This is a genomic window from Paenibacillus sp. 2TAB26 (assembly GCF_052115145.1).
GTDB lineage: Bacteria > Bacillota > Bacilli > Paenibacillales > Paenibacillaceae > Pristimantibacillus.
Map to the genome: position 1 here is coordinate 283088 of NZ_JBFRGC010000005.1, position 25809 is coordinate 308896.

Genomic DNA, 25809 nt, shown 5'->3' on the forward strand with positions numbered 1-25809 from the left:
TCATGCTCCTCTACACGGATGGAATTTGTAATGCTTGATTAACATATGACAAGCTATCCGAATGCTGGCCCCAAGCTGAATCTACCGCGCACGCGATCTCGCTTGCCATACGCATCACTTGGTAAAGTGAAGTCGTTTGCAGCATCCAGTAAGCCTTGGGTCCGTTAGCATTTACTACGCCTGCAATACTATAATGCCCGATTGCTGGAAGTCTGCGGCCGATTGCCTTTCCTGGCTCGATCGGTCCTTCGTGCAAAATAAAACGGCCGATGGAAGTTGGTTTGCCAAGGCATGCATCAATGGCAATGACAACGTCATCTTTATGCAGCGACTGAGCGGCTTGCTGAACCGCATGCGCATCACATGGCTTGTCCAATGTTCCAATGACATTCGGCCAACCTCTCTCCTTAAGCATCGTTCCCACTAATGGACCAAGAGAGTCCCCTGTGGAACGATCACTTCCTATACATACAAATACAATGCCGCTGCGATTCATATACTTATTTGCAATGGCACAAAAAAAGGACTCCAATTCACTGCTCGTTAGCTGTTCCGTCGTATTGCACCTGCCCTGTCTTCGATTGCCAATCGTATCTTGTTCAATTGTATCCAATTTTAAGATACTGTTCAATTTGTGGTCATTCTCGTTTGAAACATGTTACAATTGCAGCATTGCAAAACGTTCGAACAAGCCCATTTCCGAAGCCGAATTCGGCTCGCAAAAACTTTAGGAGGCACTCCATGACGAATTTAGACTTACAAACGCAAGAAAATGTAGCGTTTATGATTGAAGTTATCAAAACAAAGCTGAAAATGGCTTCCGCTGCAGCGATGCAGGCATCTAACTTTGATCTCAATAAATATGAGGATATAAAAGATCTGTACGAAGTAGTCGCTTCAAAAGAGAAATTCAGCATCAGCGAGGTAGAAGCGCTCGTTTCCGAGCTTGGAAAGCTGCGTTTGCAATAAACTATTTACAAACATAATATTCCAGTATCAGACATTTATTTTCATTTTTCTACAAAAGAAGAACCGAGCCAGGCAACTTCGCCGAACTCGGTTCTTTTTATTGTTCATTCAGTATTTACTCCAGCTCTTCTACTTCTATTTCCGCAGCTTCTATAGACAGCTTTATCGATACTTCCTTATGCTCGCCTTTTAGAAAATGTGCGATTCGCTCCAGCTTGTCTGCAAGTGCAGGTCCGCTTAGCGTCGTATTTAAATGGTAATCGAAGCTATCCGACGGAAGCTTGCGCTCCGCGAAAGCAGACTGGCCGGACCAGCCGCGCTCTCCGCCAGCATTCGTTCTCGTTATGAGCTGCTCTTGGACGGGATAAAACTTATCTGATTTATTAACAACTCTTTCGTAAATCCGAAGCTTCTTCAGCAGCATATAATATTGCGCGGAATGCTTGAAGTTCCAAGCTTCCCGAATGTCTTTAAGCGTGTAATCCATCTTCCAACGCTTTAATTTTTCCACTTGCTCATCAGTGCTAAGCTGCAAAAAGTCGTCTAACGGCAGCATTTTTTCGGACATCTTGACCCCTCCGATAAATAGTTTATAGAGAAATAAAAATATAATTCAAAAAGGTTTGTTTATTCTATAAAAAATACCATAAATTTTGTCACTTTACAAATTAATATAATTTCACAATGCATGATTATAAAACATTATATAAATTGCTTCATTTTTAAGCTTGATAGCAAAAAACCTCCATCCAATCGCTAGTGACCCGCGTGGATAGAGGTTTTATTATTTTATGCTCTTTGGAGCCCTATAGACGTTAAGAAACGTTCAAAGGCTGCGGCGCCATCAGCTGTGCGCTTGTATACGCCTGCGTCCTTCAACACCTCTAGAAACTTGCTGCCCGTTTCAGCTTCAACGATTTTTTTCGCTTGTTCAGCAGTATTTGAAGATCCAAAACGATCGATTAGAGCTAGCAGCCACTCCGCATGCTTATGGAGCGGATGAGAGTCCGCATGAAGCTCTTCTGGAACAGCAGCTGATGCCCCTGACAAATAAGCTGCAATTTGCTCTAGTTCATCCTTCAAGCGTCCTGGCAGTACCGCAAGTCCCATGACTTCAATCAAGCCGATATTTTCTTTCTTCACATGATGCAAATGCTGATGCGGGTGGAAAATGCCGTCCGGATGCTCTTCGCTCGTGTGGTTGTTGCGAAGCACTAGATCAATCTCATACTCGCCATTGTCCCGTAGACGCGCTATAGGCGTAATGGTGTTATGCGGAGTATTGGTGCCATCGGCCTGCTTCGTAAATGCCAGCACATCTACAGCCTCATCGCTATAATTACGCCATTCGTCGAGAATACGGCAAGCTGCACGATGAACATCCGCTTTGGACGTCCCGTTAACCCGAACGACTGACATTGGCCAGTTCACGATGCCAAAGCGCAAGCCTGGCAGCTTAGGATCAGTAAACAGCGTATCTGTTGATGCAGCTTCCATCGGAAACACATGGCGGCCGCCTTGGAAATGATCATGGCTTAGAATCGATCCTCCGACTATCGGCAAATCAGCGTTCGAGCCAATGAAATAATGCGGAAACAATTCCACGAAGTCGAGCAGTCTCGCGAATGAAGAATGTGAAATAACCATCGGCTCATGTGCGCCTTTGAAAATGATGCTGTGCTCATTGTAATAAACATACGGTGAATATTGCAGATACCACTGCTCTTCTTGCAGTGTGAGCGGCAGGACACGCAGGTTTTGACGAGCTGGATGATCAGGACGGCCAGCATAGCCAACGTTTTCTACGCAGAGCAAGCACTTCGGATATTTCGCCTGCGGCATCGTTTTGAGCAGCGCAATCTCCTTCGGATCTTTCTCGGGCTTCGAGAGATTAATCGTAATCTCAAGATTTCCGAATTCTGTCTCGTGCAGCCAATAAAGGTTTTTGCGAATGCGGTCCATCCGAATGTAGTTCGAATCGATGCTCAGGTTGTAGAATGCGTCCGTAGCTGCTTTTAGCCCCTGCTCCTTCGCCAAACGCTGAAATGCAGCGCTGGCTTCAGAAGGACGCGGCAGCAAGAAGCCCATAATGCGAGCATCAAGCAAATCGCGATATGTCGTCGTATTATCTGGAATGAGTCCGATTGTATAACCATAGTCAAGCAGCGGCTCCAGAAGCGGTACTGCGCTTTCGAGTCGCTCCTCCGGCACTTGGCCTTCAAAAGGCTCAGTAAAGTGAAAGAGATCAAGCAGTTCGTTTCTCGCTGCATGCGTATCAAGCTGATCGTTCAGCAGATTGCGCTGCAATCCAAATTGCAGCAAGCGTTCTATAAGAATCAGCGCATCGTTTGCTGATGTTGCTTGTTGCTTAGTTTCCAAGGTGATGCAGCTCCTTTCCTTTAAGCGTCAACCCTAGTCGTTGTATCCATTTGGATTCGCTTCATGCCAGCTCCAAGCGCTTTTGATAATGTCCTCAAGCTTATCCCGCTTCGGATTCCAGCCCAGCTCCTTGCGAGCACGATCTGATGAAGCTACGAGAATAGCAGGGTCGCCCGCACGGCGAGCTTCGAACACAGCAGGGATTTCTTTGCCAGTAACTGTGCGCGCAATTTCAATAACTTGTTTGACAGAAAAGCCTGTTCCGTTGCCTAAATTGTATACTGAGCTTTCAGCTCCGCTGCGAAGACGATCCACTGCAAGCACATGGGCATCGGCAAGGTCGCTTACATGAATGTAATCACGGACACACGTACCGTCTGGCGTCTCATAGTCTTCTCCAAATACCGAAATATGAGGACGTTGACCAAGCGCTGCTTGGAGCACGATAGGAATCAAATGGGTTTCCGGGCTATGGTCCTCGCCGATTTTTCCGCTCTCATGAGCTCCCGCCGCATTGAAGTAACGAAGCGAAACAAATTTGATGTTATGAGCAACATCGAACCATTTCATCATTTTTTCCATTGCAAGCTTCGTTTCGCCATAAGCATTCGTCGGAAGCGTGCGATCGTACTCGTCGATCGGCACGTTCTCCGGTTCGCCGTAAGTTGCAGCTGTCGAAGAGAATACGATTTTACGAACATTGTATTCATTCATTTTCTCAAGCAGGCAAAGCGTACCAAATACGTTATTGTGATAATATTTGCCCGGGTCCTTCATGCTTTCGCCAACAAGCGAATTCGCAGCAAAGTGGATCACTGCATCGATTTCATTTTCCTTAAAGACGGTATCCATGAAAGCTGCATCGCGAAGATCACCCTCATACAATTTGCCTCCAAGCAAAGCCTTGCGGTGACCCTGCTGCAAGTTATCGACGATAACGATTTCCTCGCCGCGTTCCTGCAATGCCGCTACTGCATGCGAGCCGATGTAACCAGCCCCTCCAGTTACTAATACTGCCATGATTCATTTCCCCTCTCCATTTGGTGTCGCATGATCATGCTATTTATACTAGGCGCTCTACGCCATTTCCGATTGTGCATACATAGAAGTCAGCAGTTAAGCCTGTTGCTTCATTATACTTGCGGCCTACCTCTGCTTGGAACGCTTCAACGCTGTCTTCGTGAACGAGCGAAACCGTACATCCGCCGAAGCCTGCGCCTGTCATACGCGAACCTAGTACGCCTGGTACGAGGCGAGCAGCCGCAACCATGGCATCCAGCTCAGCACCCGTTACTTCGTAAAGATCGCGCAGCGAATCGTGTGAACCGTTCATTAATTGTCCAAACTGCGCAAGGTCGTTTGCTTTCAATGCTTTGATGGATTGCAGTACACGGTCGATTTCTTCTACCACATGCTGTGCGCGTTTGCGAACTGTTTCATCCTTGATCAGATGTTTTGCAGAGTTAAATTGCTCCAGATTAATCTGTCCAAGAAGCGTAAGCTCAGGGAATGCTACTTTAAGATCCTGTACCGCCTGCTCGCATTGTGCGCGGCGCTCATTATAAGCAGAGTCAACCAAGCCGCGGCGTTTGTTCGTATTGCCTATTACCAGCTTATAGCTGCCGGAATCAAATGGAATGAGATCAAATTCCAGCGTATCGCACATGAGCAGGATGGCATGGTCCTTTTTGCCGTTTGCAACCGCGAATTGGTCCATGATGCCGCATTGCACGCCATTAAACTCGTTTTCGGATTTTTGTGACAGCAATGCGATTTTCACTTTATCAGTTGGAAGTCCCTCAAGTGTTTGCAGTGCAAAAGCTGTTACGACCTCAATGGATGCAGAGGAGGAAAGTCCTGCACCATTTGGAATTTCGCCATGATACAGCAAGTCGTAGCCGCTGGAGAATTTCACGCCCGCTTGCAAAAGCTCATGAACAATTCCTTTAGGATAGTTCATCCAGTCGTCAGCCTCGTCATACACAATCGTGTCGAGCGAGAAGCTTTTTGACGCTGGGAAGTTTGTTGTCGCTAGACCAAGCTGATGATCTGGGCGTTTGCGGATAAGAAGCGTCGTTCCGAAAGTAAGTGCAGCTGGGAATACGTAGCCGCCGTTGTAATCTGTATGCTCACCGATCAAGTTTACGCGGCCTGGAGCATGAAATACAGCGATGTCGCTTGCGTCTCCGCCGTATTGTTGTATGAACTGCTGTGTTAGCGCTTCAATGTTTGCCATTTGCTATCACGTTCCTTTTTATATCGATTTTGTATGTTTGGATAACAACTTTAGTATACGGGAAGCAGCAGTAAAACTAAATGGCGGCAAGTGCTTTTTATATGGATTAATGTGACTTCTCGCATAAACATCGGACATGCTATGATAGTATAAACTCTACAATTGTTCATCTTCGCATTCCACTGTAAAGCAGGTGTAAAGTAAAATGCAGCAGGATATGTATACCGTAGCCTCCAATCCCGTTATCAGTGATGGCAAAAACTCCCCACTCAATGTATTATTTGCTGGCGAGAGCCAAACGAAGCCGTACCACCGGCTTGGTCCCAAGGTTTATGACTTCTATTTGATGCACATCGTACTGGAAGGAACGGGCATCTTTATTTGTGATGAGGTTAAGCATGAACTTCGTGCAGGGCATACGTTCTTAATTGAGCCGGAACAATTAATCAGTTATGAATCTGACGGTGACACGCCATGGAAATATCGCTGGGTCGCATTTCATGGAACATTGTCCGCCGATCTCGTTGCAACCGCTGGCTTAACAGCCGAGCAGCAGGTAGTGTTTACGCCAGATAAACGGCGAGCCGCTGCATTGTTTCGTCAAATCTATGATACCTTTCGGCGGGGAGGCGCTGCGTCTGATATGAAAGCCGTAGGTTATTTGCATTTGCTCCTTGCCGAGTACAAAAGCGCGCTCAATAGCCAGAACGGCAATGAAATCCGTACCTCCCAAGCAGAAGGCGATCATTTGCTTCAACAAGTCATCCATTACTTATCAACGCAGTATGCCCATCCGGTCTCCATTGAACAAATGGCGGAATCGCTTGGCTACAATAGAGCGTACTTGTCCCGTTTGTTCAAGCAGCGCATTGGCGTATCTCCCGTTACTTTCCTGCTCAAGCTCCGAATCGATAAAGCACGCCGCATGCTGAGGGAACGGCCAGAGCTGACCATCGAACAAATTTCCGCATCAGTCGGTCTACAGGATGCTCTGTACTTCTCCAAACAATTCCGCCGGCTTCATGGCCAATCTCCTACTGCATACCGCATGGCGATGCGGAATTTAGGAGACTAAGCAGCACCGTTTAGCTGAATTTCCCTCCTCTTGTTAGTATCAGCTCCCGATCGCTTCATATTCGTAAATTCGGGTAATACTATCGTAGGGAGTGATGATCTATGAAAGAGCTGCACACCGGTAACTTATATTGGCCGGTTACATTAAACAATCCCAAGGTGTATGCGCCCTTGCGGCAAAACAAAAAAACACAAGTGGCTGTTATAGGCGGCGGGATGTCAGGTACGATCTGTTCTTCTGTATTCAATAAAAGCGGCCTTTCCACCATTATGCTTGAACGGGGAAAGGTAGCCGGCGGAAGCACCTCAGCAAATACAGGCCTCCTACAATTTTGCAACGATATTATGCTTTGTGATCTCATCGATCAAATAGGGGAGCGGGATGCCCAAATCTTCTATAAAGCGTGCAGAGATGCAGTCCAAATGCTCGAAAAAACAGCTGACTCCCTTTCTGTCGATGTAGGATTAATTAGAAGAAACAGCCTATATTATGCCTCTTCGGAGCAGGAGCTTCCTAAACTCAAAAGGGAATATGAGGCTTTAAAGGCTTGTGGACTTGAAGTCGAATTCTGGTCCCCGAGCGACATCGCCAAACATTTTCCGTTTCAGAAGCCAGGTGCGATTGTTGCACACGGCGACGCAGAGGTAAATCCTTATCAGTTCGTAAACGGTGTAGCAAACGATGCTGCTGAAGCTGGGCTTGAGATTTATGAGCAAACCGATGTCGTAGCACATGAAACGCTGCCAAGCGGCCTCCATCTTCTAAAAACCGCTGACGGTTATGAGATTGAAGCAGAGCATGTTGTTTATGCTGTAGGGTATGAGCCTGAAGAGCTTCGCGGCAAGCTGATCAAAGCTGAGCTGAATCGCTCCTTTGCACTTGTCACTGAAGTTCAGCCAAGTCTTCAAAGCTGGCATGAACGCTTTCTCGTATGGGAAACTGCCCGTCCCTATTTGTATATGCGAACGACTATTGACGGCCGCGTCGTTGTCGGCGGCTTGGATGAGCATACTGAAAAGCCCACTCACAGCGATAAAGAACTTAGGAAACACAGCGATAAGCTGCACAGCCAGCTAAAGGCTTTATTTCCCGAGCTGCAGGCTCCCATTGCCTATGAATGGTGCGCCACCTTCGGAGAATCGCGTGACGGTTTGCCCTTTATAGGTGCTGATCCCGCTTGGAAAAATGTTTATTATTGCTTAGGTTATGGCGGCAACGGTACCGTATACAGCATGCTTGCATCCCATTTGCTGCGTGATCTTATTATCGGCGAAGGGCATCCCTTAACTGAAATCGTAAAGCTGGATCGCAAATCCTTAGCAAATGTATAATCAACAACATAAATGATACAACTTTTCATTGCGGCTGCCGTCCGTCGGACGGCTTATATACATAATTAAAAAGCCTCACCTATCGGCAAAAATGGCTTCTGCGCGATAAGTGAGACTTCTTTATATTTATCTTTCTGATGTAACCAGCAGCTATTCGCCAGCAATAACGCTAGAGGCATTGCAGGCGCGAAAAACAGCTTCTGCCGCCCCCAACCGTGACAAATCCGGACCGCCATCCTTGTCAAACAACGATTTGCTTTCCAGAGTTTCAACAATAACGATTAATGAACCGCTTTGCAGAGCATCACTGCACAATCGAACTTCTTCATTTTCAAGACCAAGCGACTGCAGCGTTCCACTGTGATCGTCATCGCCAAGCAGAATTGCCGCTGCAAAAGGAAAACCTCCGGCAGCATAAGGCGCTGTCCCGTAACCTGTCATGCCATAAACAGCATTCATGCCAGCTCCTGCAAACCCAGCAGCAGCAGCCATGCCAAGACTACCTAAACCTTGACGGTCAGGTATTTCTTCGAGCTCTCTAAGCTCGTCCACATGGACATCGCTCTCTGCTTCTACGCGCCTAGAATGCTCAGAATCTTTCGCTATGACTTTTAGCTCGCCTTGAACGAAGCCCGCTTGCTCCAGCTGTTCAATAGCCGTTATGACTTGCTGCTCCGTTTCAAATATGCCTATTTTTTTTGCCATTGCCTTATCCTCCTTATGTTGCATACTAATCTTGGTATGCCCTTCTTATGGCGGATTAAGTCGTATTATGTTGAAATTTGACATGAAATAACGAAGGTTTTGTGTTATCAAATGATCAGGTTGTGCATCATTGAAGTTCGCGGTATGATGGAGGAATAGATATTGGAAAATCGGACAAGCAGGAGGCAGAGCGATGATTCATCGGATGCTTCGCTATCCCGCAGGATGGGAATGGCATGTACTGCAGCAAGCGAGGCAGCAAACCGTAAGGAATGAGCCCTTGCCCAGCAGGAAAGGTGCACAAAGGCAAACCGTTTCTTCAAGCGAAGGACAAAAGACCATTAAAGCCATTACCAAACAGGAACAGGAAGCGGCTCAGCAGCAGCGAGATGAGCTCAAGCAGCTATTTCCGGAATGTGCGTCATGGATTGATGAATGCGCAGGCAGAAGAACAAACAATATATCCGTTGGCGGTGCGACGCATTCGCAGAAGCTGCTATATGGCACTGTTATGTTCCAAGTGTCGGACGACCAATCGGATATTCAACCTTTTCACTTCTGGCTGACAGAAGACCGGCTGCTGACGATGCATGATGACATGCGCATTCCGCTCCGACTTCAGTCCATTGACCATAACCTAAAGTTCGAGAGCTGCGAATCAGCTCCTGAAGCGTTATTTATTATGCTGAGCATTATTTTGGAAACGTTCCATGCTGGTCTTGATGGTTTTGAAAAAAGACTCGGAGAGCTTGAAACGACGATGCGCAATGAGAATCGTACCGGCCTTATCGATACTATTTTTGAGAGGCGTTACGATTTGCTTCATTGGAGTCATCTTTTCATTCCGATTAGAGAAGTACATAGTGCTGCACAGGAAGCTTTCATGGATGAACTCACCGAGACGGACAGCTTTAAGCGCATTACGCATAAGCTGGAGAGAATCGAAGCGCTTCTGAAGCATTACGCACTGGAAATAGATACCTTGATCTCAATGGACGATGCCATCTCAAACTTTCGCGGCAACGATATTATGAAGACGCTCACGATATTTACTGTCTTGTTCCTGCCTGCTACGATTATAGGCGGTATATGGGGCGTTAACTTCGAGATCCTGCCATTTAAAGATAATAAGTGGAGCTTTACAGCGATGAACGTATTTATTTTATTCGTTACGATTTTCATGTATTTATGGCTTTGGAAGAAAGGCTGGACTGGCGACTTGTTAAATGGACGCAATCCGAAGGAGATTGTTACTACTGATTCTTCCTCTCAGGCAAAACGTTCCAAGCGTTCGAAGAGCAGCCGTTCGCAGAAAGCCTCTGCGAATGCTTCAAGTGAACCCCCTCAAGCTCAAACGCGTTCCCAAAGAAAACGAAGCCAATAATGATAGTCAGCCCATAATAAAACCGTCCACTAGGGTCAATGACCTTCATGGACGGTTTTTTACATCAAATTCTAAAGCTTAACTGGCAATCCAGTACGAGCAGATTCATTAGCAGCAATTGTCACTTGATGTGTTCTTACTGCATCCGCATAACTGGAGCGAATGCGGGAAACATCCCCGGTTCGGATCGCATGAAGAAAAGCCTCATTTTCCAGCTCATAGGGATCCGTTTGGTTAGCATACTCTGTTCTGCGGCCAGCCTCCGTATCAATCAATCCGCTATGGCCAAGCTCCAACACGCCTTTGTTCGTATAAATATGCAGGCCGGAACGATCTCCAGCTGGGATAGCGCAAGTATTGCTAATTGTAGCAACTGCACCACCCACTAGCTTCAGCGTAACTGTGCCTACATCAGGAACCGTTACACCTTCTTCTACACCGCTCATATATCGATTGCCGTAAGCTGCGTAAACCTCACTTACCTCACCAACCGTATACCTTAGCAGATCCACAATATGTGTTGTCTGCTCTACGAATTGACCGCCTGATCCTTCCATCTTGCGCCACCAGCTTACCCCCGGCATGGAGCCCATCCAATAGCCAAGCGCCATTAATGTTGTGCGCTCGCGCAGCAGCTCTCTTGCACGGTCGGTTCCATCCATATAACGGAAATGATAGCCAGCCGATGTAATCAGCTTTTTCTCTTCGATTCCTTTCAAAATCTCAGATGGCAGCTGCTCGTCCACTCCAAGCGGCTTCTCTACAAGAAAGGGAATGCTTCTTTCAAGCAATGCAGATTCAATCTCGCCATGCGCAAATGGCGGTACACAAATATATACCGCATCAAGCTTACGATCATCCAGCATGCGATGTATAGAATCATAACCGCGTGCACCCTCAAAGCGCTGTGCTGCTGCATCTGCTTTTTGCTGGCTAGTTGCTAAGAAAGCAGTTACCTTGATGCCGGCAAGCTTAGCGAGCTTCTCCGCGTGCATCATGCCAAACCATCCTGTACCTGCAATACCTATTTGAAGAGTCATTTATGAATCCCCTTTCATAATCGCGTTATTCCCCGATTATACTTGGAGCTGCCTTATGAAGTCCATTTTTTTCCGCTGGTACCCATCTGCAGGGCTGATCATATATTACAAACATCGGGAGAACCGGAGTTGTATGAGCGGAGGGATGGTATGACAGCAAATACGAGAGGTACGTTAACCACGCAGGATCTCGATTATCGAACGGCTTTGTTTTTGGCTGCGGTTTGCGGACAAACATACATGCAATACAATAACAAGGACGGATTATTTCTTGTACCTAGAACCTACAGCTTAGTAAGTGAATTTACGGCTAGAGCATATGACGACAGCGATGAACGATTCGGTTTTGTTTTAACATCTGAACGTGCATCCGTGCTCGCTTTTCGCGGCAGCAATTCTGCAGTGGATTGGGTATCTGATTTCATTGCCCAGCAAACGACTTACCGCCCAGTCAAAAATGCCGGTCTAACGCACAAGGGGTTTACTGACATCTATATGTCAGCACGTACTCAAATCATTGAAATCATAAATCAGCTTCCACAGGGCAGACCGCTGTTTATAACAGGACACAGCCTTGGGGGAGCACTTGCAACCCTTGCTGCCCTCGACCTTGCGAACAACACCTCATTTATAGATCCCATTGTATATACGTATGGAGCACCTCGAGTCGGAGATCCGAAGTTTGCAAGCAGCTATAACGCATCCATTGGTACCCATTGGCGTTTTCAAAACGAATTTGATATCGTCCCCCATCTGCCTACGCTTGTTTACCAATCGCCAAAGACTAAACAAACTTACTACTATATGCACGCAAAGGGTGAGGTGAAACGTTCGTTCCGTATGGGCTCTGTCTCAGGAAACCATATATTATCAAACTACTTCGCTGATCTTGCCCAAGAAGATCCTGCCTTTGCCCTGGCCATTTGCGCGGAGCCGCCAGGCTGGTGCCCAGCAATTGAAGTTTAATTCCGAGCTGCTGCAAAAAAACAAAAAAAGCAAATCTCATCTCCCGCACAGCTTGCTTCATGCGAGTAAGATTTGCTTCTCTATGCCCAAATAATCTTTGTCATTTCGCTGGGAGAACATATAGCAGTATAGCGAAGAAATGGACAATTGAACCGCCAAGTACAAACAAATGCCATACGGCGTGATGGTAAGGAAAGGCACGCCACATATAAAATATCGTTCCGAATGTGTACAGCAATCCCCCTGTTACGAGCAGCTGCACCCCTCCTGGAGCTAGATGCGTTGTGAGCGGCTTCCAAGCAAATACGATAATCCATCCCATTGCGATATAAATGATCGTTGATGTGAATAAAAATCGTGATGCAAAAAAAACCTTAAACGCTACACCGATTAATGCCGCTCCCCAAACAATCCCAAACAGTACCCAGCCAAGCGTACCTTGCACGATATGGAACAATATCGGCGTATAAGTTCCTGCTATAAAGACGTAAATAAACGAATGATCAAGTGATTCAAATACCCGCTTCGCTTTTCCCTCGGGGAAGCTGTGCACGAGCGTAGAGGCCGCATACAGCAGTAGCATGGCTGATCCATATATAGTAAAGCTGACAACATGAAAGGCCGTTCCCCTCGTTGCCGCGAATACGATCAACACGACGAGTGCCCCAATGCTGAGTGCAGCCCCAATCCCATGTGTGACGGCATTCACAATTTCTTCTTTCTTTGTGTACGTATGTGTATTGGCCATGGGTCCTTCACCTCCTAAGTCGTAAGCATCTCACTTTAGAAGCTGCTGCTTACTCTCACCTTAGTGTATAGGATCAGACCCACCCTTTCAACCAACCCCGCACGCGGTCCACTGTTTTATCTAGATTGCAAACGGCCTCTTGGTCGCTATAATCCTCCGTATGGCGAAAATAATCCGCATGTCCGCCCACAGTAGGAATTCCTTCAACATAGCCTGGCGCATACTTCATGCGATTCCACCTTGGCATCGCATATTTGCTTATGCTCCATCCGCCCCAAGTACCTATTCGGCTAATCGGGTCATTAAGCTTGCCTAAGCTGTCAATGGAATGAAAATAACTAACGCGCTCTTGAAGCTTTGGCTCGATCGGCGTTCTTGGTGAACCAATTTGCACAATTCGAAAATCCTCGATTTGATCCTGCTCATAAAGCATTTTTGCCGCTTGATAAGCAGCGGCACCGCCGCCGCTGTGTCCAATCAACAATAAACGCTCGCTGCTCATCGTTTGTTTGATTTTCTCCAGCGCATGTTGTCCGCCGATCCGACCAGCCGTTAAACGGTTGGACAAGTCGCTTTTCACCTCTAGCACTTGTCTAACCAAGCTGCGACTGGCATCGCCATAAGGAAATATGACGTGGATAGCTGGTTCGACACCATCGGATTGAAACATTTGTTCCAGCTTAACCTTGCATTCCGTAAATATGCTATTGGATGTTGCGACACCGGCAAGCAAATAAATACTCATTCGTGATGGTTTGGTCGCCGTCATAACGAATCCCTCCGTAATTAACTTAAACGATATTCATTTTCATGTTTTATTATTTTTTCTAATTCATCCGTGTATATTCATTATGCGGGATAGTCGATTGATTCATTCTTGCCTTTTGTTGTAATTTCCGTAAATTTAGGCAAGAACCCCGTGAACCTCCAAGCTGACTAACCTGCTTCTTATATTATTATATAAGAAAAACGCCTAGCTGTTACCAGCTGGCGTCCTTCATTGTTGCTATTGCTGCATTTCAAAATAAGTTGGAACCGACAGCTATACACCCATTTTTTTACGCTGATTGTTAACTTTCTTCGTGTTCTGGCTCTTCAGTGCCTGCGTCCCCGTAGAAAGATGCGATTGGCCAGGAGCTCCTCCTGCTTTCGCTTGTTTCTTCTGAGCGAGCAATTGCTTCGCTTTCTCCGCTTGAGTCAGCTTCTTAGGCTCCTCTTGGGATTCGTTTTGTTCGATTGTAGACATAGGTTCACCTCGTTTCATGCGCTACATAATTCTTATTCTACTACACTTATATATCTGGTAAAAGAGGCTTTACTCAGGGTTGTGGTTTTTATGATCCTCCAAGATGCCAGCTCTAACTGCCTCATCATTGGATCAGTTGTGACAATAACCGCTCGCTTCGCCCACCTTCTTACACTCTCAAGCATAACAAGCTGCTCGCTTTCTGGCAAGACAGAGCACAAATTGTATGGCATATCTACAATGGCAGCATCGTAATGACCTTCGAGAAGCCGCATATCGCCAAGTCTTACTCGGTCGGGATAACCAAAATGAGCAAGATTTACGCGCGCGCCTCGCACGGCTAGCGGATTGATATCCAACCCCTCAATGTCGATTCCCATTGACATGCCTTCAATCAGAACGGTTCCCATTCCGCAGCACGGATCAATAAGCTTAAGCTGTTCAGCTGCTAGCCCAGCCGCAAGATTCACGATCGCACGAGCTGCTCTTGTTGGCAGTGCGGTTGAATAATTTTGCGGCTTATTCTGATGCCTCAGCCATACAGCTCCGTTCTCTTCCAGCGGTCCAAAGTACCAGCGTCCATAAAGCTTCATTAAACCAAACAGCTGCTCCGCTTTGCGCATATCGGCTTTGCCATGAATAACCGCGCCGGCAGCTCTCTCGAGCAGTCTTTGCTCATCGAAGGTGAAGGCTTCATCGCCTTGCGTATAAACAACCTTGAACGTTTTTCCACCCAGCTCAATTGACGGAAGCATAACGATTAGTTCTTCCATACTGTTAGCTTCCAGCATGACGGCTATACGCCGTTTTACGAAAGGGCTGCGATCAACCGATAGCCCATACTGACTTCTGACAACGCCTTGTTTGGGCTTCTCGCCGAATAAGACTTGCAGCTCCAGCTCACACAAAGCCGCTTCGTCCTCATGGCATGCATACGTATAAATAAACATTAATGGCCTCACGATCTGATAACTATATTATTCCTTTTGTGAAACAGCCGCCTCTTCGCTCGGCTCCGTGCGGATCGTTGCCTTGGATAAACCAAGCAGCTCCGCTTCGGTTGTAAATTCAGCAAGCTGCTTCTCTAATGATTTGACGGTTCGCTGCAAGCGAATCTGACGAATCATCCCCAGCAGGCCTACGGTTAAGCCGCCAAGCAGCGTCGATCCCAATATGACGAGAATGAGCGGAAGGGTTGCCTTCGTAAACAAAAAGTTCACATGTACCGAATCGATATTGATAACCGCAAATATCGCGATAAGAAGCGCGAATACTAATGCGGAAATAAGAATTCCCGGACCTTTCATACCGATTCCTCCCTTTTCAAAAATCATACCACAAACCCAATCCATTCGCCTATTGGCAAGCTATGAGTAATTACTTAGCCTTACATACTAAACTTAACCACAATTTTATAATAATGAGGCATCAATAAAAAATGAGCTGCCCCAAAAACAGATTATATCTGCTCTTGGAACAGCTCCATTACATCATTATTTGGCTTCTGCTGCTTTACCGGGTGATGCCGCTTTGCGCAGCTGCGTTATACTTATCTTTACGATAATATACACTAGCACTGCAAGCTGAGGCAGTGTAGTTTCCCAAGTCGGATATACGCCTAACGCCCCTATAGTCGGTACGCCTGAAGCAGTATGTGACGGAATCCACCCTGATACCTGCAAGGAATGTATGCTCTCGCCAAGGAAGCGAACAACGAGATAATAGATTAATGCGGATGCAACAAGGAAAAATGGCCGAATGGGAAGCTTCGCGCTAAATTTAATAATCGCAAAGCCAAGTGCAATCAGCAAGATGAACGTAACGCCAAATCCGAGAGCCAGCTGCAGCGGATCGATAGACGGCGCCATCCCGACATAAAAAATCGTCGTCTCCGCACCTTCGCGGAAGATCGCTAGACCCGAAACAGCAAATAATGACCATAGGCTTCCTCTTGCGAGCGCACTACCCATTTGCTTGTCGATGTATTGATTCCAATTGTTCATATTAGACTTATTGTGCAGCCAATTGCCAACTGTAATCATTAGAATAACGGATAGTATGCCAGCAATGCCTTCAATCGACTCACGCGCACTTCCAGCTGCGACCTGAGCAATGGCATACGTTAGCACAACAGCCATAATACCGCTAAGCAGAAGTCCAACCCATACGCCAGACCATACCCATTTGCGCTTATCTTGATTGCCGGTACGCTGCAAATACGCAAGTAAAGCAGATAATACAAGAATGGCTTCAAGACCTTCGCGCAGCAAAATCATCCCCGCATCCCAAGCGGTGTAACGGGTATCCTGCATCATTGGCTCTAGCTGCCCCAGCATCTGGGCTATAAGCTGCTCCGCCTTATCTGCCGCTGGAGGATCGGAGAGCAAATACCCGCCTGCTTCAGCCATTCCAATCTCCATACTGCTATAGATAGCAGCCGATCGCAGGGCAACCACACCCTCAATCGCAGGCCACTGCACGATAAATGCTTCCATCTGTCCAGCCGCTTCTGGATAATGCCCCTGCTGGACATCATTTAACGCTTGATTTAGAATGTCCACAGCATCGGCTACCGTTATGCCCGACTCCTTAGCCACAGTCGCTATTTTCCCATCACGATAATCTTTAATAAGCTGAATGAGTGCCAACGCTTCTGTTTTCGCTTGTTCGGTTCTCGGAGGATCAGCTTGAACAGCAATGCGAAGCATGCTCATCTTCGTTTCCAAGCCGCTGTAAACGTTGAAATGATCCGCTCGAATAGCAGGCTCAACCTTAAGCCAGCTATTATTCATTTCACGATATTCAGCATATGCCTTGTCCATATCGCCTGCTTGAATGCTTGTAAGCAGCTTCTCTGCCAAAGGAAGTATGCTGACAGCCGCATCTTGACCAGTTAGCTGAGTCGCTGGTGCGTCTTGAACGCTCTTCACGTATTTATTAAGTGCCTTCGCGAGTAGGGATAACGTAGCTTTGGCAGCATCAGCATCGCTTTCCGGCGCTGCTAAAGCTTTTACAGCTCCCGCAAGCGCAGAATCCACCGCAGCCGATTCTTTCGTTGCCGCAGGCTTAAGCTGCTTCCACTTAGCCGAAGCATCATCAATATGAGCTGCCGCTTCCTTCCACTTTCCTTGACCTGCTTCAACAAGAGCACCGCCAACGAGCGGAAGCAAACGATCCAGCTCGGAGGATTGCGCATCCTCAGCAAACGTATATAATCCGCTGCTCCCTAACATCACTATCATCAGTACAAAAAAAGAAATGAAACGAATACCCCACTGTTTCATTCCGCCATTTTGTGCGAACATAGACGTCCGCCCCTTTCATCATCAAGAGCTATTTTCTACAAAGCACTAACCGAGCAACAGAATGATTTAAAATAACGTTTCTCCGATATATCCGCCTTCACGAACACCTGGAAAACAAGCAAACATCGCACTGCCCGTATGAACGACATACTCATTCATGAGGTCGCTTTGCCCAAGCTTAGTCTGCATCGGAATAAATTGTTTCCGTGAGTCGCGGTTAAAACAAATAAACAACAAGCCTGCATCCAGCTGCCCGGTTTTGTGATCCATTCCACTTGAATATGAGTAGGAGCGGCGCAATATTTTTACCGTGCCATCGCCATGAGCTAGACGCACATGCGAATTCATCGGAAGCACCGGTTTGCCCTTCTCGTCCTTCTTCTCCAAATCAAGCTTGTCGAACTCATGCGCTCCGCCAAGCGGGGCGCCGCTGTCTCGGTGGCGGCCAAAGGTTGACTCCTGATCCCCGAGCGTCGAACGATCCCATACCTCAATGCGCATGCGAATACGCCTTACGACCATATAGCTGCCCTTATCCATCCACGGCGTACCATCCGCTGCGGCTGCCCACACGACCTTGTTCATTTCCCCATCATCGTTAACGTCTGGATTGCCTGTTCCATCCCTAAAGCCCATCAGGTTGCGAGGCGTTGCATTCGCCGGATCAGCACCGCTCGTACGCTGGAAACCTTCCTGCGTCCAGCGGAGCACCGCTTTCCCTCTAGCTATACGAGCTAGATTGCGGATCGCATGGAATGCAATTTGCATATCATTAGCATTCACTTGAACGCCAATATCACCGCCTGACCATTCATCTCGCAGCTCATCACCGCCAAAAGCAGGCATATCAGCAAGTGCAGCTGGCCTTTTGCCCGCTAATCCATATCTTGCATCAAAGAATGACGAACCCACACCGAAAGTAATCGTAGTTCGAGATGGCAGCAAACCTTCTGCTTCACCCGTATCTGACGGAGGAAGATTTAAATTATCGTTAGTCTTGCCGAGCATCTCACCGTTTGTCATGGATGCTGCTGCACTCGTCCATGCTTGAAATAACTTGCGCACCTCATCAAGTGTACTAGCCGTTAAATCAAAGGCAGCGAATAAAATAAAGTCTTGTGCCGGCGTCGTGATACCGGCCTGATGCTTGCCATAAAAGCTGACAATTTGGTCTTTATCTGCTTTAAATTCCTTCGAAGCGGGCTTAGCCGCGCTGCGTTCCTGCGTTTGGAACAAGCCTCCAACACCAGCTGCTCCGAGCAGTAGTCCAGCTCCACCAACGCCAGCCAGCCGCAGTAGATCTCTGCGGCTGATTTTTTTAGCATCTATGTTGGGCTTGCCCTCATTTTGATTGGAATCAGAAGGTTCCGTCATGTTGTTAAGCCTCCAATATCGTACCCATTTGAGAAAGCGGCTCTGCAAGCGCATCAATAAGCTGGCTTAGCTTCTTTGTATCTTCCTCTTTCAAATCTAAATAAGACACATAGCCATCACCTGATTTGTAAGCTGACAAGGCTTGCTCAAGATCAGCAAAACCTTTGCCGATTTGCTCATCCAGCGCAGCATCCTTTTTGTTCAGTTCAGCCTTAATCAGCTGATAGATTTTGTCTGCACCTTCCACATTAGCTGCAAAGTCGTACAGATCCGTGTGTGAATAACGTTCTTCCTCGCCCGTCACCTTCGATGAGGATACTTCATTAAGAAGCTCTACCGCTCCCGTTACAAGCAAACTTGGCTCAACCTCAACGGTTTCCATCAAAGCGCGAAGCAGCTTTACATCCTCCAGCAAACGGTCTGCATATTCACTCATGCCCTCGGTTGAATTCTTCTCCCATAGCGATTGCTCAATGCGGTGGAACCCGCGCCAATCCTTGTCTTCCACGTCATTCTCACGCGCATCAATATTTGGATCGAGGTCGCCAATCGCTTCAGCTATCGGCTCAATACGTTCAAAGTACATGCGTGTCGGCGCATACAGCTTTTTGGCCGCTTCAACATCCCCGCTCTTCACAGCTGTTACAAACTTCTCTGTTTCTAATATGAAAGTATCGGCTTGCTCAATTGTAAACTGACGATAGCTCTCCAGAATAGGTGCCCAAGTCTCATCCGAGACGACAGCCCCGCTTGCGGAATTGCCTTCTGCTTGTTTAGGCTCATTCTTATCTGCATCATTTGAGCCGCAGCCTGTAAATACTACCGTACAAGCCAGTAAAAAAGTCATTAATTTATACTTCATTAAAATTGCTCCCCACTCTGTTTTTGTCCTAAAATGAAGTATATTCGCTATTGATAATCATTGTCAATGGAATATTTCAGTACTAAAGAAAAGTGCTTCCGCAGCTATTCTCATAAGCTTCGGAAGCACTTTGTTATTCCCTATTTTATTGCATATACAGCTTCAAATTAGTCAGAGATTCCATCTCTATTTCGCCTAATCTCCAAATCGCCGCCTTGCTAATTCCGTTATCTTTTGCAGTATTTATCCAACGAGATAATGTCACTTCATCTGCATACCACACGGCATGCTTCATATTGTTGGCCTCAGCATCTGTATATTCAAAAAACATGCTGCCGCTCGCTTGATCGCGCTGCGCTTTACTGCCTGTTTGCTTTAACAGCAGCCCCGCTCGCTCCTCAGTCAAAGCTTCAACCTTGCCATCCTCATGCCAATCGAACCCGCCAACCGAGAAAGCCATATACGGACTGCCAGGCAGTACTTCCATTCTGATTGCCAATTGTTCAATAAAAGCTTCATCCGCTTTTGGTCCTGGTTCACTGTGTGAGCCATATAGGTTATAAGCCATCATGACATATTCCGGGCCTTCCGGAAGGTTTAATTGTTCAATAGGAGCTCTTGGTTCCAAAATGATTCGAAGCGACTTCCCGCTTTTCTGCAAACGAGTATGAAGCTCCGAGTAAAAAAGCAGCATCCGTTCCCAATCCTCTTCCTCGACTCGCTCATAATCGATCTCAATTCCGTTCAACCCAAATTGATCAACGGCTGCAATCAATTCATCTACATGTTTTTTACGACTTTTCTCCGTCTCTACTAGCCGCGTAATTAAACTCGAATCCTTCTGAACAGACTCGCCATTTTCTTTAAACTGGTCATTTACTACCGTCAGATAGAGCTGCATCTGTTCGTTCTTCTTATAAATCTTCATGATTTCAGGCAACGCCTGCTGGAACTTATCCGTAAAATAAAGACTATCCTTATAATCAAAATAGGCCGCGAACAACTGCAAGCTCGTTAATTCACCTTTAATAATACTCAGGTCCTCAATTCCCTGCTTCCACTGCCAGTCCACAATCCAAGCTGACAATTCAGGCAGTACGCTAGCTGCAGCCTGCTGTACGTCTTCAATAGACGACTGCTCCGCTTTCTTTGCGCGATTTGTAAGATTGGAAAAATACATTGCTGCGCCTACAAGCACCACAAGCAAACATGCTGCAATAAGACCTTTTCGTTTCCGCATTGATTCAAACTCCTCGAATTATTAGGTTCTGATTAAGCTAAAACGTATCGATCGCCCAGTCGAATGATGCATTAATCGCGTTCTTCACTCTACTGATTAACCCCTCAATCCCAACATAACCGTTCTTGTATAATGACTCATGCTCTGTACCGTCCTCTTTGACGGTCGTTACTTTTATATTATCAAAAACAGCGTCGTAAATATCATCTTTTTCGTTGTTAAGGCTTGCTTTGGAAGCAAGCGCAATATTTCCGCCGACGATCGAGCTGCTAATTTGCAGCAAAGAGAGCTGTATATCATCTACAATCACCGTTAATTGATCGCCCGATACGCTAACTTCAAGCTGCTTCGCACGTTCAGCAGCCTTGTCCCCAAGCTTGCTTGCTAGCAGCCGTTCAACCTTGCCTCCGGGTGCCTTTTGCTCAACAATAACCGAATTATCCTCGATCGACACTCGAACAAATGAATCCGTATTCTGATCGTAGCGAACATAAATCGATTGGTTGCCGACCGCATGACCGCCAAGCTCCGCAGTTAGTTTTACGTCGGCAGCATGAATATCTTTCAACAAAAGCATGCCGCTTCCTGCTGGAACAGAGGTTAAAGCAATCCGGTTATCCGTAAACTCAGCCGCACCGCTGATAAGCTGCCACTTTGCCGATCTCCGCTCATCCCCTGCAATAAAGCTGACTTTTTGACCGGTATCCTTACTAATTTTCATAAGCAAATGATTCGTATACCAATAGGAAGCAGGCTGCACCCTTGTTAAATTATAAAGGCTGTCACTGCTTTTATTCAAGGAAAGTCCTTCACGGTTAAAATGCATGCCGAACATCGCTTTAATATTTTGGTCGTTCACATTCTCAACAAGCCGGTTCATGCCGTTGTACATAATGTTCGCGTGCATAATCATATACACGTTAGGAACAAAGCCAAGCGTCTTGTTGTATATTTCCTTCATCGACTTGTAGTCTGCATTAATGCGTGCTTCCATTTCATCTCGATGCTCCGCAGGCACTAGGTTCTCATCCCGGATAAAGTCCATCAGGTAGTGAGTGTAGTAGCTCGTGTTAGCCCGATCTTTGAACTCATTCTCTTCTTTCACACCAATGAGCTTGCCTTCCTTGTCAAAAATATTAATATAAGACAAGCGGTAGCCGTTGCTTCCTAGCTCCCAAAAGCCGTTTTTCATCATACTGAGCATGTCCTTAGGCTGAAGGAATTTGGATTCATTGCTCCCAACCTTATTCGCATAGGACAAAACGGTCGCTTTATAATTGTATTTCTCCAGCAAAGGCTGAGCAAATAAACTGGAATCGTTTCGTCCATCCTCGAAGGATAGAAACAGCGCTTTAGGCGGCAAAGGTTTTCCAAGCTTGTAATAGTCCATAACATCCTGCTGCGAAATGGTTACATAACCTTGATCGTGCAGTGCTTTCAACTGCTGATCCAGCCGTTTTTTGGAAATCAGCTCCGATGTGCCGTTTCTTGCTACGCCAAAATAAGACAGCGCAATAAACCCGTCTTGATTGGTCCACTGCGCCTTATCCGGCTCCGCATATTGCTTGATATCAAATACAGCATGGAAAAGAATGAAGCCCAAAACAAGCAAGATGATCATCTGTACGGTCGTTCTGATCACCTTTCTTTTGTTTTTCCGCTTATAATCGAAAACTCCATTCGTATACCACTTATTCATAGCGGTCATCCTTATCTATGAAATAGACCATAGCCGCTTTAAAGCGGCATGTCCATATTCTTGTTGTTTTTGTTCTTTCTCGCTGCTTTCTTATTTCTAGCTTCAATGTCCTGCGGCGTTTCTCTTGTCCCCCAGGTTGATTTCCAGAAGGTAACCCAAGCAACAGGCATTTGCCACAGCAGCACAAACTCGTAGAAAATACAAAATACGAATCCAAAAACCCACAGCTTGCTCTTTCGAAACAACAGATGGGCAAAGCTCATTAGCAGCGCCATCAGCAGCAGTCCCATCAGGAAGGTGCTTGGGAAGATCCGATACATGATCGGTACATAAACCAAGTTGTACAAAACCACAATCGGCGCTGCAATTGGAACAATAAGCCCGATGTAGAAGAACAAAGCCATAAACGGCTCCTTCCGCCAAATAAAGCCCCCTGCTCGCAGCGATTCACGCAGCCATGAACGTTTCCAGCGCATTTGCTGCTTTAAGAACACGTTCATCTCTGAGGGTACGATTGTGGAGCAAATCGCGGTATCTTGATAGCCGGTACGATGTGTTTTCAAAATAAAATTAGTCATGCTGCGATCATCGCCAAAGGTCGCTGGCTGCCCCAAAAACTTCTGAGTCAGCCAAGCATCTTTATGCTTCAAAATTAAATCCTTGCGGTAGCAAGAGAGTGGCCCAGACAGGCAGGTTACGCTGTCAAACCAAGATTCTGCAGCCTTCATAATTCGGAATGCAATATAGTAACGAACCGTCTGCAGCTTAGTAACTGTGTTCGTATATTTATTTTCCACATCCGTGCGTCCAGCGACACCGCCCATTCGCGGGTCCTGAAAGGGCTGTACGAGATTTCTAATCGCTGTTGGCTCTAGAAAGCTGTCAGAGTCCACAAATACGACCAAACGATGCTTTGCCATCTCCACGCCCTTTACAAGCGCAACGCGTTTGCCCCCATTTTCGGACAATACATGCAATTTCAGACGATCCTTCGTTTCATACCTCTGCGCCTCTTTGTGAACAAGGTCGATAACCTTCTGAATTTGCTCCACAGAACGATCCTTAGAGCGATCATCTACGACAATCACTTCCAGCTTGTCGATCGGATAGTCTTGATTCATGCAGCTCAAAATCGTTCGATGAATCCATTCCTCTTCATTAAAGCAAGGAATTATAATCGATACGCCTGGCGTATAATGCGGATTAACCGGCACATCGCGGTGCAGCGCGCCGAAGAAGTAACGAGTAAGCAAAAAAGCCGCTGCCGTAATACTGTATAAATACAAGATGAAATTATATTTAAAATAAATGATGCTCTCCACACGCATAAGCATAATAATACCAACTGCTACAAACAGCAGGGTGCTCGCCGCATAGACAGAATAACCCCAACGCTTCTTCTGAAGATACGTGGATAATGGCCTCTCAAATTGGAAAGCGATAAGCTGCTTCGCTCCCTCTTCGCTATCTCGTGTAAATGTTCTTTTGATAACAGCTTCAATTTTCACGGCAGACTCATAACCTTCAGGCATCGTCCCAGGCGGGATCTCGAAGCTCAGCTTATACTTTGCCCCCTCCATGAACGAATCGCCAATTACGGAGGCGTCCAGTTCAATCAAAATGCCTGTAGAAGAAATGTCTACCGCTTTTCCCTTTATTGCCTGCTTCTTCCTCCGGCCATTACGAAGTAGCCGCACGTCAAAGCTAGCCTCATATCTCAGGCTAAGCTCACGCAGCTTATGCATCGCCGCCGCATCATCACGGCCGTCCTTGCTTTGACCTTCGGCATAACCTCTTCGATCAACCTTTTGCCGCAAATGTTCCGGATCGGGAACGCTCCAAAGGGTGCGTCTGTCCGCTCTTGGAACAGTCAGCACTTCTATCGGCTTTTTTTTCTGTCGTCTAAACACGCTGCTGTCTCCAATCCGGCACTATAGGCTCCAATAGTCGTATCCGTTTTGCTCGAATAACCGCTTATCAAATACGCCTTTTATATCAACCAAAAACTTTGTTTTGTTGTCGTCATACAGCTTGTCAAAATCCTCAACATTCATCTTCGTAATTTGACTATGCGGAACCGCTACAATAACAACATTCAACCCGCTTAATTCCTCAATGTCGCATAGATCGATGCCATACTCGCCATAAACCTGCTGCTTGTCCACATTTGGATCTGCCACAAGTGTTGTTATTCCGTACTCTTGAAGCTCTTCGATAATGTCTGTCACCTTCGTATTGCGAATATCGGAGCTGTCCTCTTTATAAGAAAAGCCAAGAAAGCCTATTTTGGCTGTATTTATATTCACCTTCTGCTTAACAAGCCTCTTAATGATTTGCTGAGCGACATACTTACCCATCCCATCGTTAATTTGGCGTCCCGCTAAAATAATTTTGGAATGATAGCCGGTATCCTCAGCCTTATAGGTCAAATAATAAGGATCAATTCCGATGCAATGACCACCAACCAGCCCAGGGCTAAAGTTAAGGAAATTCCATTTGGTGCCTGCTGCTTGCAGCACGGCTTTTGTATCTATCCCCATACCGTTAAACAGCATGGACAACTCATTCATAAAAGCAATATTTACATCTCGCTGTGCATTTTCAATGACTTTTGCAGCCTCAGCTACTTTGATGCTCTCCGCCCGAAATACGCCTGCTTCAATAATGAGTTCATACATGCTCGCGACAGTTTCCAGCGTTTCCTCGTCCATACCGGACACGATCTTCGTAATGTTCTCTAGTCGATGAACCTTATCACCGGGATTGATTCGTTCAGGCGAATAACCTACCCTGAAATCGACGCCGCAAACAAGACCCGACTCTGCCTCCAAAATCGGAATACATATTTCCTCCGTCACCCCCGGATAGACGGTCGATTCAAACACAACCATTGCGCCATGCTTGAGCTTCCTGCCCACCATTTGACACGCACTCTTCACATAATTCAAATCCGGTATATTACCGCTTTGAATCGGTGTAGGCACGGCCACAATGAAGAAATAAACATCTTTAAGCTCATTCAGATCTGAAGTAAACTGCGCTTCGGTATTTTTGAGCACATCACTGCCTATATCGCCGGTTGTATCGATCCCGCTGCAATATTGTGCAATCTTATCTTTATTCACATCAAAACCGATCACGTCCACTTTTTTCGCAAAAGCTACTGCAATCGGCAATCCGACATACCCTAATCCAATGACCGCTATTTTCTTCTGCCTTGTAACGATTTCTTCGTATAACGTCATATGTC

Annotated in this window: 24 protein-coding genes; 5 read left to right on the forward strand and 19 right to left on the reverse strand. The window is 46.4% G+C overall.

The window, feature by feature from the left end; all coding sequences use genetic code 11:
• Window positions 1-10: 10 nt before the first annotated feature.
• Window positions 11-631 (reverse strand): spore protease YyaC, encoded by a 621-nt coding sequence (gene yyaC / locus AB4Z50_RS07165; protein ID WP_441877398.1) that lies wholly within the window; start codon window positions 629-631, stop codon window positions 11-13.
• Between the two features lie 110 nt (window positions 632-741).
• On the opposite strand from yyaC, the gene AB4Z50_RS07170 reads away from it, so the two are divergent.
• Window positions 742-969: a DUF1128 domain-containing protein gene (locus tag AB4Z50_RS07170; protein WP_441877401.1), complete on the forward strand. Its 228-nt coding sequence runs from the start codon at window positions 742-744 to the stop codon at window positions 967-969.
• A gap of 115 nt (window positions 970-1084) precedes the next feature.
• Here the strand turns inward: AB4Z50_RS07170 and AB4Z50_RS07175 are convergent, their stop codons facing one another.
• From AB4Z50_RS07175 to AB4Z50_RS07190, 4 genes are all read right to left on the reverse strand, one after another.
• Window positions 1085-1537, reverse strand: coding sequence for a hypothetical protein (locus AB4Z50_RS07175; protein WP_076269650.1), 453 nt, complete (start codon window positions 1535-1537; stop codon window positions 1085-1087).
• A 221-nt stretch (window positions 1538-1758) separates the two neighbouring features.
• A complete protein-coding gene (locus AB4Z50_RS07180; protein ID WP_441877404.1) occupies window positions 1759-3348 on the reverse strand; it encodes a UDP-glucose--hexose-1-phosphate uridylyltransferase in 1590 nt (529 codons plus the stop codon).
• A gap of 33 nt (window positions 3349-3381) precedes the next feature.
• Window positions 3382-4368, reverse strand: coding sequence for a UDP-glucose 4-epimerase GalE (galE, locus tag AB4Z50_RS07185; RefSeq protein WP_441877407.1), 987 nt, complete (start codon window positions 4366-4368; stop codon window positions 3382-3384).
• A gap of 43 nt (window positions 4369-4411) precedes the next feature.
• Window positions 4412-5584, reverse strand: coding sequence for a galactokinase (locus AB4Z50_RS07190; protein ID WP_441877410.1), 1173 nt, complete (start codon window positions 5582-5584; stop codon window positions 4412-4414).
• 205 nt (window positions 5585-5789) lie between these two features.
• Here AB4Z50_RS07190 and AB4Z50_RS07195 point away from each other — a divergent pair, with 205 nt between their 5' ends.
• Window positions 5790-6659 carry an AraC family ligand binding domain-containing protein gene (locus AB4Z50_RS07195; protein ID WP_441877413.1) on the forward strand — a complete coding sequence of 290 codons (870 nt, stop codon included), beginning with the start codon at window positions 5790-5792 and terminating at the stop codon, window positions 6657-6659.
• 101 nt (window positions 6660-6760) lie between these two features.
• Window positions 6761-7990 carry an NAD(P)/FAD-dependent oxidoreductase gene (locus tag AB4Z50_RS07200; RefSeq protein ID WP_441877416.1) on the forward strand — a complete coding sequence of 410 codons (1230 nt, stop codon included), beginning with the start codon at window positions 6761-6763 and terminating at the stop codon, window positions 7988-7990.
• A gap of 150 nt (window positions 7991-8140) precedes the next feature.
• On the opposite strand, the gene AB4Z50_RS07205 is transcribed toward AB4Z50_RS07200, so the two are convergent.
• A complete protein-coding gene (locus AB4Z50_RS07205) occupies window positions 8141-8695 on the reverse strand; it encodes a hypothetical protein (RefSeq protein WP_441877419.1) in 555 nt (184 codons plus the stop codon).
• Window positions 8696-8888: 193 nt separating this feature from the next.
• Between AB4Z50_RS07205 and AB4Z50_RS07210 the strand changes: the two genes are divergently transcribed.
• Window positions 8889-10079 carry a magnesium transporter CorA family protein gene (locus AB4Z50_RS07210; protein WP_441877422.1) on the forward strand — a complete coding sequence of 397 codons (1191 nt, stop codon included), beginning with the start codon at window positions 8889-8891 and terminating at the stop codon, window positions 10077-10079.
• A 71-nt stretch (window positions 10080-10150) separates the two neighbouring features.
• Here AB4Z50_RS07210 and AB4Z50_RS07215 read toward each other — a convergent pair whose 3' ends face one another.
• Entirely contained in the window at window positions 10151-11119 is a 969-nt protein-coding gene (locus AB4Z50_RS07215; protein ID WP_441877425.1) for a Gfo/Idh/MocA family protein, read from the reverse strand.
• Window positions 11120-11269: 150 nt separating this feature from the next.
• Between AB4Z50_RS07215 and AB4Z50_RS07220 the strand changes: the two genes are divergently transcribed.
• Window positions 11270-12085 carry a lipase family protein gene (locus tag AB4Z50_RS07220; RefSeq protein WP_441877428.1) on the forward strand — a complete coding sequence of 272 codons (816 nt, stop codon included), beginning with the start codon at window positions 11270-11272 and terminating at the stop codon, window positions 12083-12085.
• Between the two features lie 100 nt (window positions 12086-12185).
• Here AB4Z50_RS07220 and trhA read toward each other — a convergent pair whose 3' ends face one another.
• From trhA to AB4Z50_RS07280, 12 genes are all read right to left on the reverse strand, one after another.
• Entirely contained in the window at window positions 12186-12833 is a 648-nt protein-coding gene (gene trhA, locus AB4Z50_RS07225; RefSeq protein ID WP_441877431.1) for a PAQR family membrane homeostasis protein TrhA, read from the reverse strand.
• Window positions 12834-12906: 73 nt separating this feature from the next.
• Window positions 12907-13602: a lipase family protein gene (locus AB4Z50_RS07230; protein ID WP_441877434.1), complete on the reverse strand. Its 696-nt coding sequence runs from the start codon at window positions 13600-13602 to the stop codon at window positions 12907-12909.
• A gap of 273 nt (window positions 13603-13875) precedes the next feature.
• A complete protein-coding gene (locus AB4Z50_RS07235) occupies window positions 13876-14079 on the reverse strand; it encodes a hypothetical protein (RefSeq protein WP_179089865.1) in 204 nt (67 codons plus the stop codon).
• Window positions 14080-14111: 32 nt separating this feature from the next.
• Window positions 14112-15029 carry a TRM11 family SAM-dependent methyltransferase gene (locus tag AB4Z50_RS07240; protein WP_441877438.1) on the reverse strand — a complete coding sequence of 306 codons (918 nt, stop codon included), beginning with the start codon at window positions 15027-15029 and terminating at the stop codon, window positions 14112-14114.
• Window positions 15030-15056: 27 nt separating this feature from the next.
• A complete protein-coding gene (locus tag AB4Z50_RS07245) occupies window positions 15057-15386 on the reverse strand; it encodes a LapA family protein (RefSeq protein WP_339207192.1) in 330 nt (109 codons plus the stop codon).
• Window positions 15387-15572: 186 nt separating this feature from the next.
• Window positions 15573-17384, reverse strand: coding sequence for an FTR1 family iron permease (locus tag AB4Z50_RS07250; protein WP_441877442.1), 1812 nt, complete (start codon window positions 17382-17384; stop codon window positions 15573-15575).
• Between the two features lie 66 nt (window positions 17385-17450).
• Window positions 17451-18758, reverse strand: coding sequence for an iron uptake transporter deferrochelatase/peroxidase subunit (efeB, locus tag AB4Z50_RS07255; RefSeq protein ID WP_441877445.1), 1308 nt, complete (start codon window positions 18756-18758; stop codon window positions 17451-17453).
• A 4-nt stretch (window positions 18759-18762) separates the two neighbouring features.
• The gene (efeO, locus tag AB4Z50_RS07260) at window positions 18763-19626 is read right to left on the reverse strand and encodes an iron uptake system protein EfeO (RefSeq protein WP_441877593.1); all 864 of its coding nucleotides are present in this window, start codon (window positions 19624-19626) and stop codon (window positions 18763-18765) included.
• 139 nt (window positions 19627-19765) lie between these two features.
• Window positions 19766-20860 carry a glycosyl hydrolase family 18 protein gene (locus AB4Z50_RS07265; RefSeq protein ID WP_441877448.1) on the reverse strand — a complete coding sequence of 365 codons (1095 nt, stop codon included), beginning with the start codon at window positions 20858-20860 and terminating at the stop codon, window positions 19766-19768.
• 37 nt (window positions 20861-20897) lie between these two features.
• The gene (locus AB4Z50_RS07270; protein ID WP_441877451.1) at window positions 20898-22559 is read right to left on the reverse strand and encodes a polysaccharide deacetylase family protein; all 1662 of its coding nucleotides are present in this window, start codon (window positions 22557-22559) and stop codon (window positions 20898-20900) included.
• 38 nt (window positions 22560-22597) lie between these two features.
• On the reverse strand, window positions 22598-24469 hold the full coding sequence (locus tag AB4Z50_RS07275) for a glycosyltransferase family 2 protein (protein ID WP_179089864.1): 1872 nt from the start codon (window positions 24467-24469) through the stop codon (window positions 22598-22600).
• A 21-nt stretch (window positions 24470-24490) separates the two neighbouring features.
• Window positions 24491-25804, reverse strand: a complete 1314-nt coding sequence (locus tag AB4Z50_RS07280) for a nucleotide sugar dehydrogenase (protein WP_441877454.1) — start codon at window positions 25802-25804, stop codon at window positions 24491-24493.
• Window positions 25805-25809 lie beyond the last annotated feature (5 nt).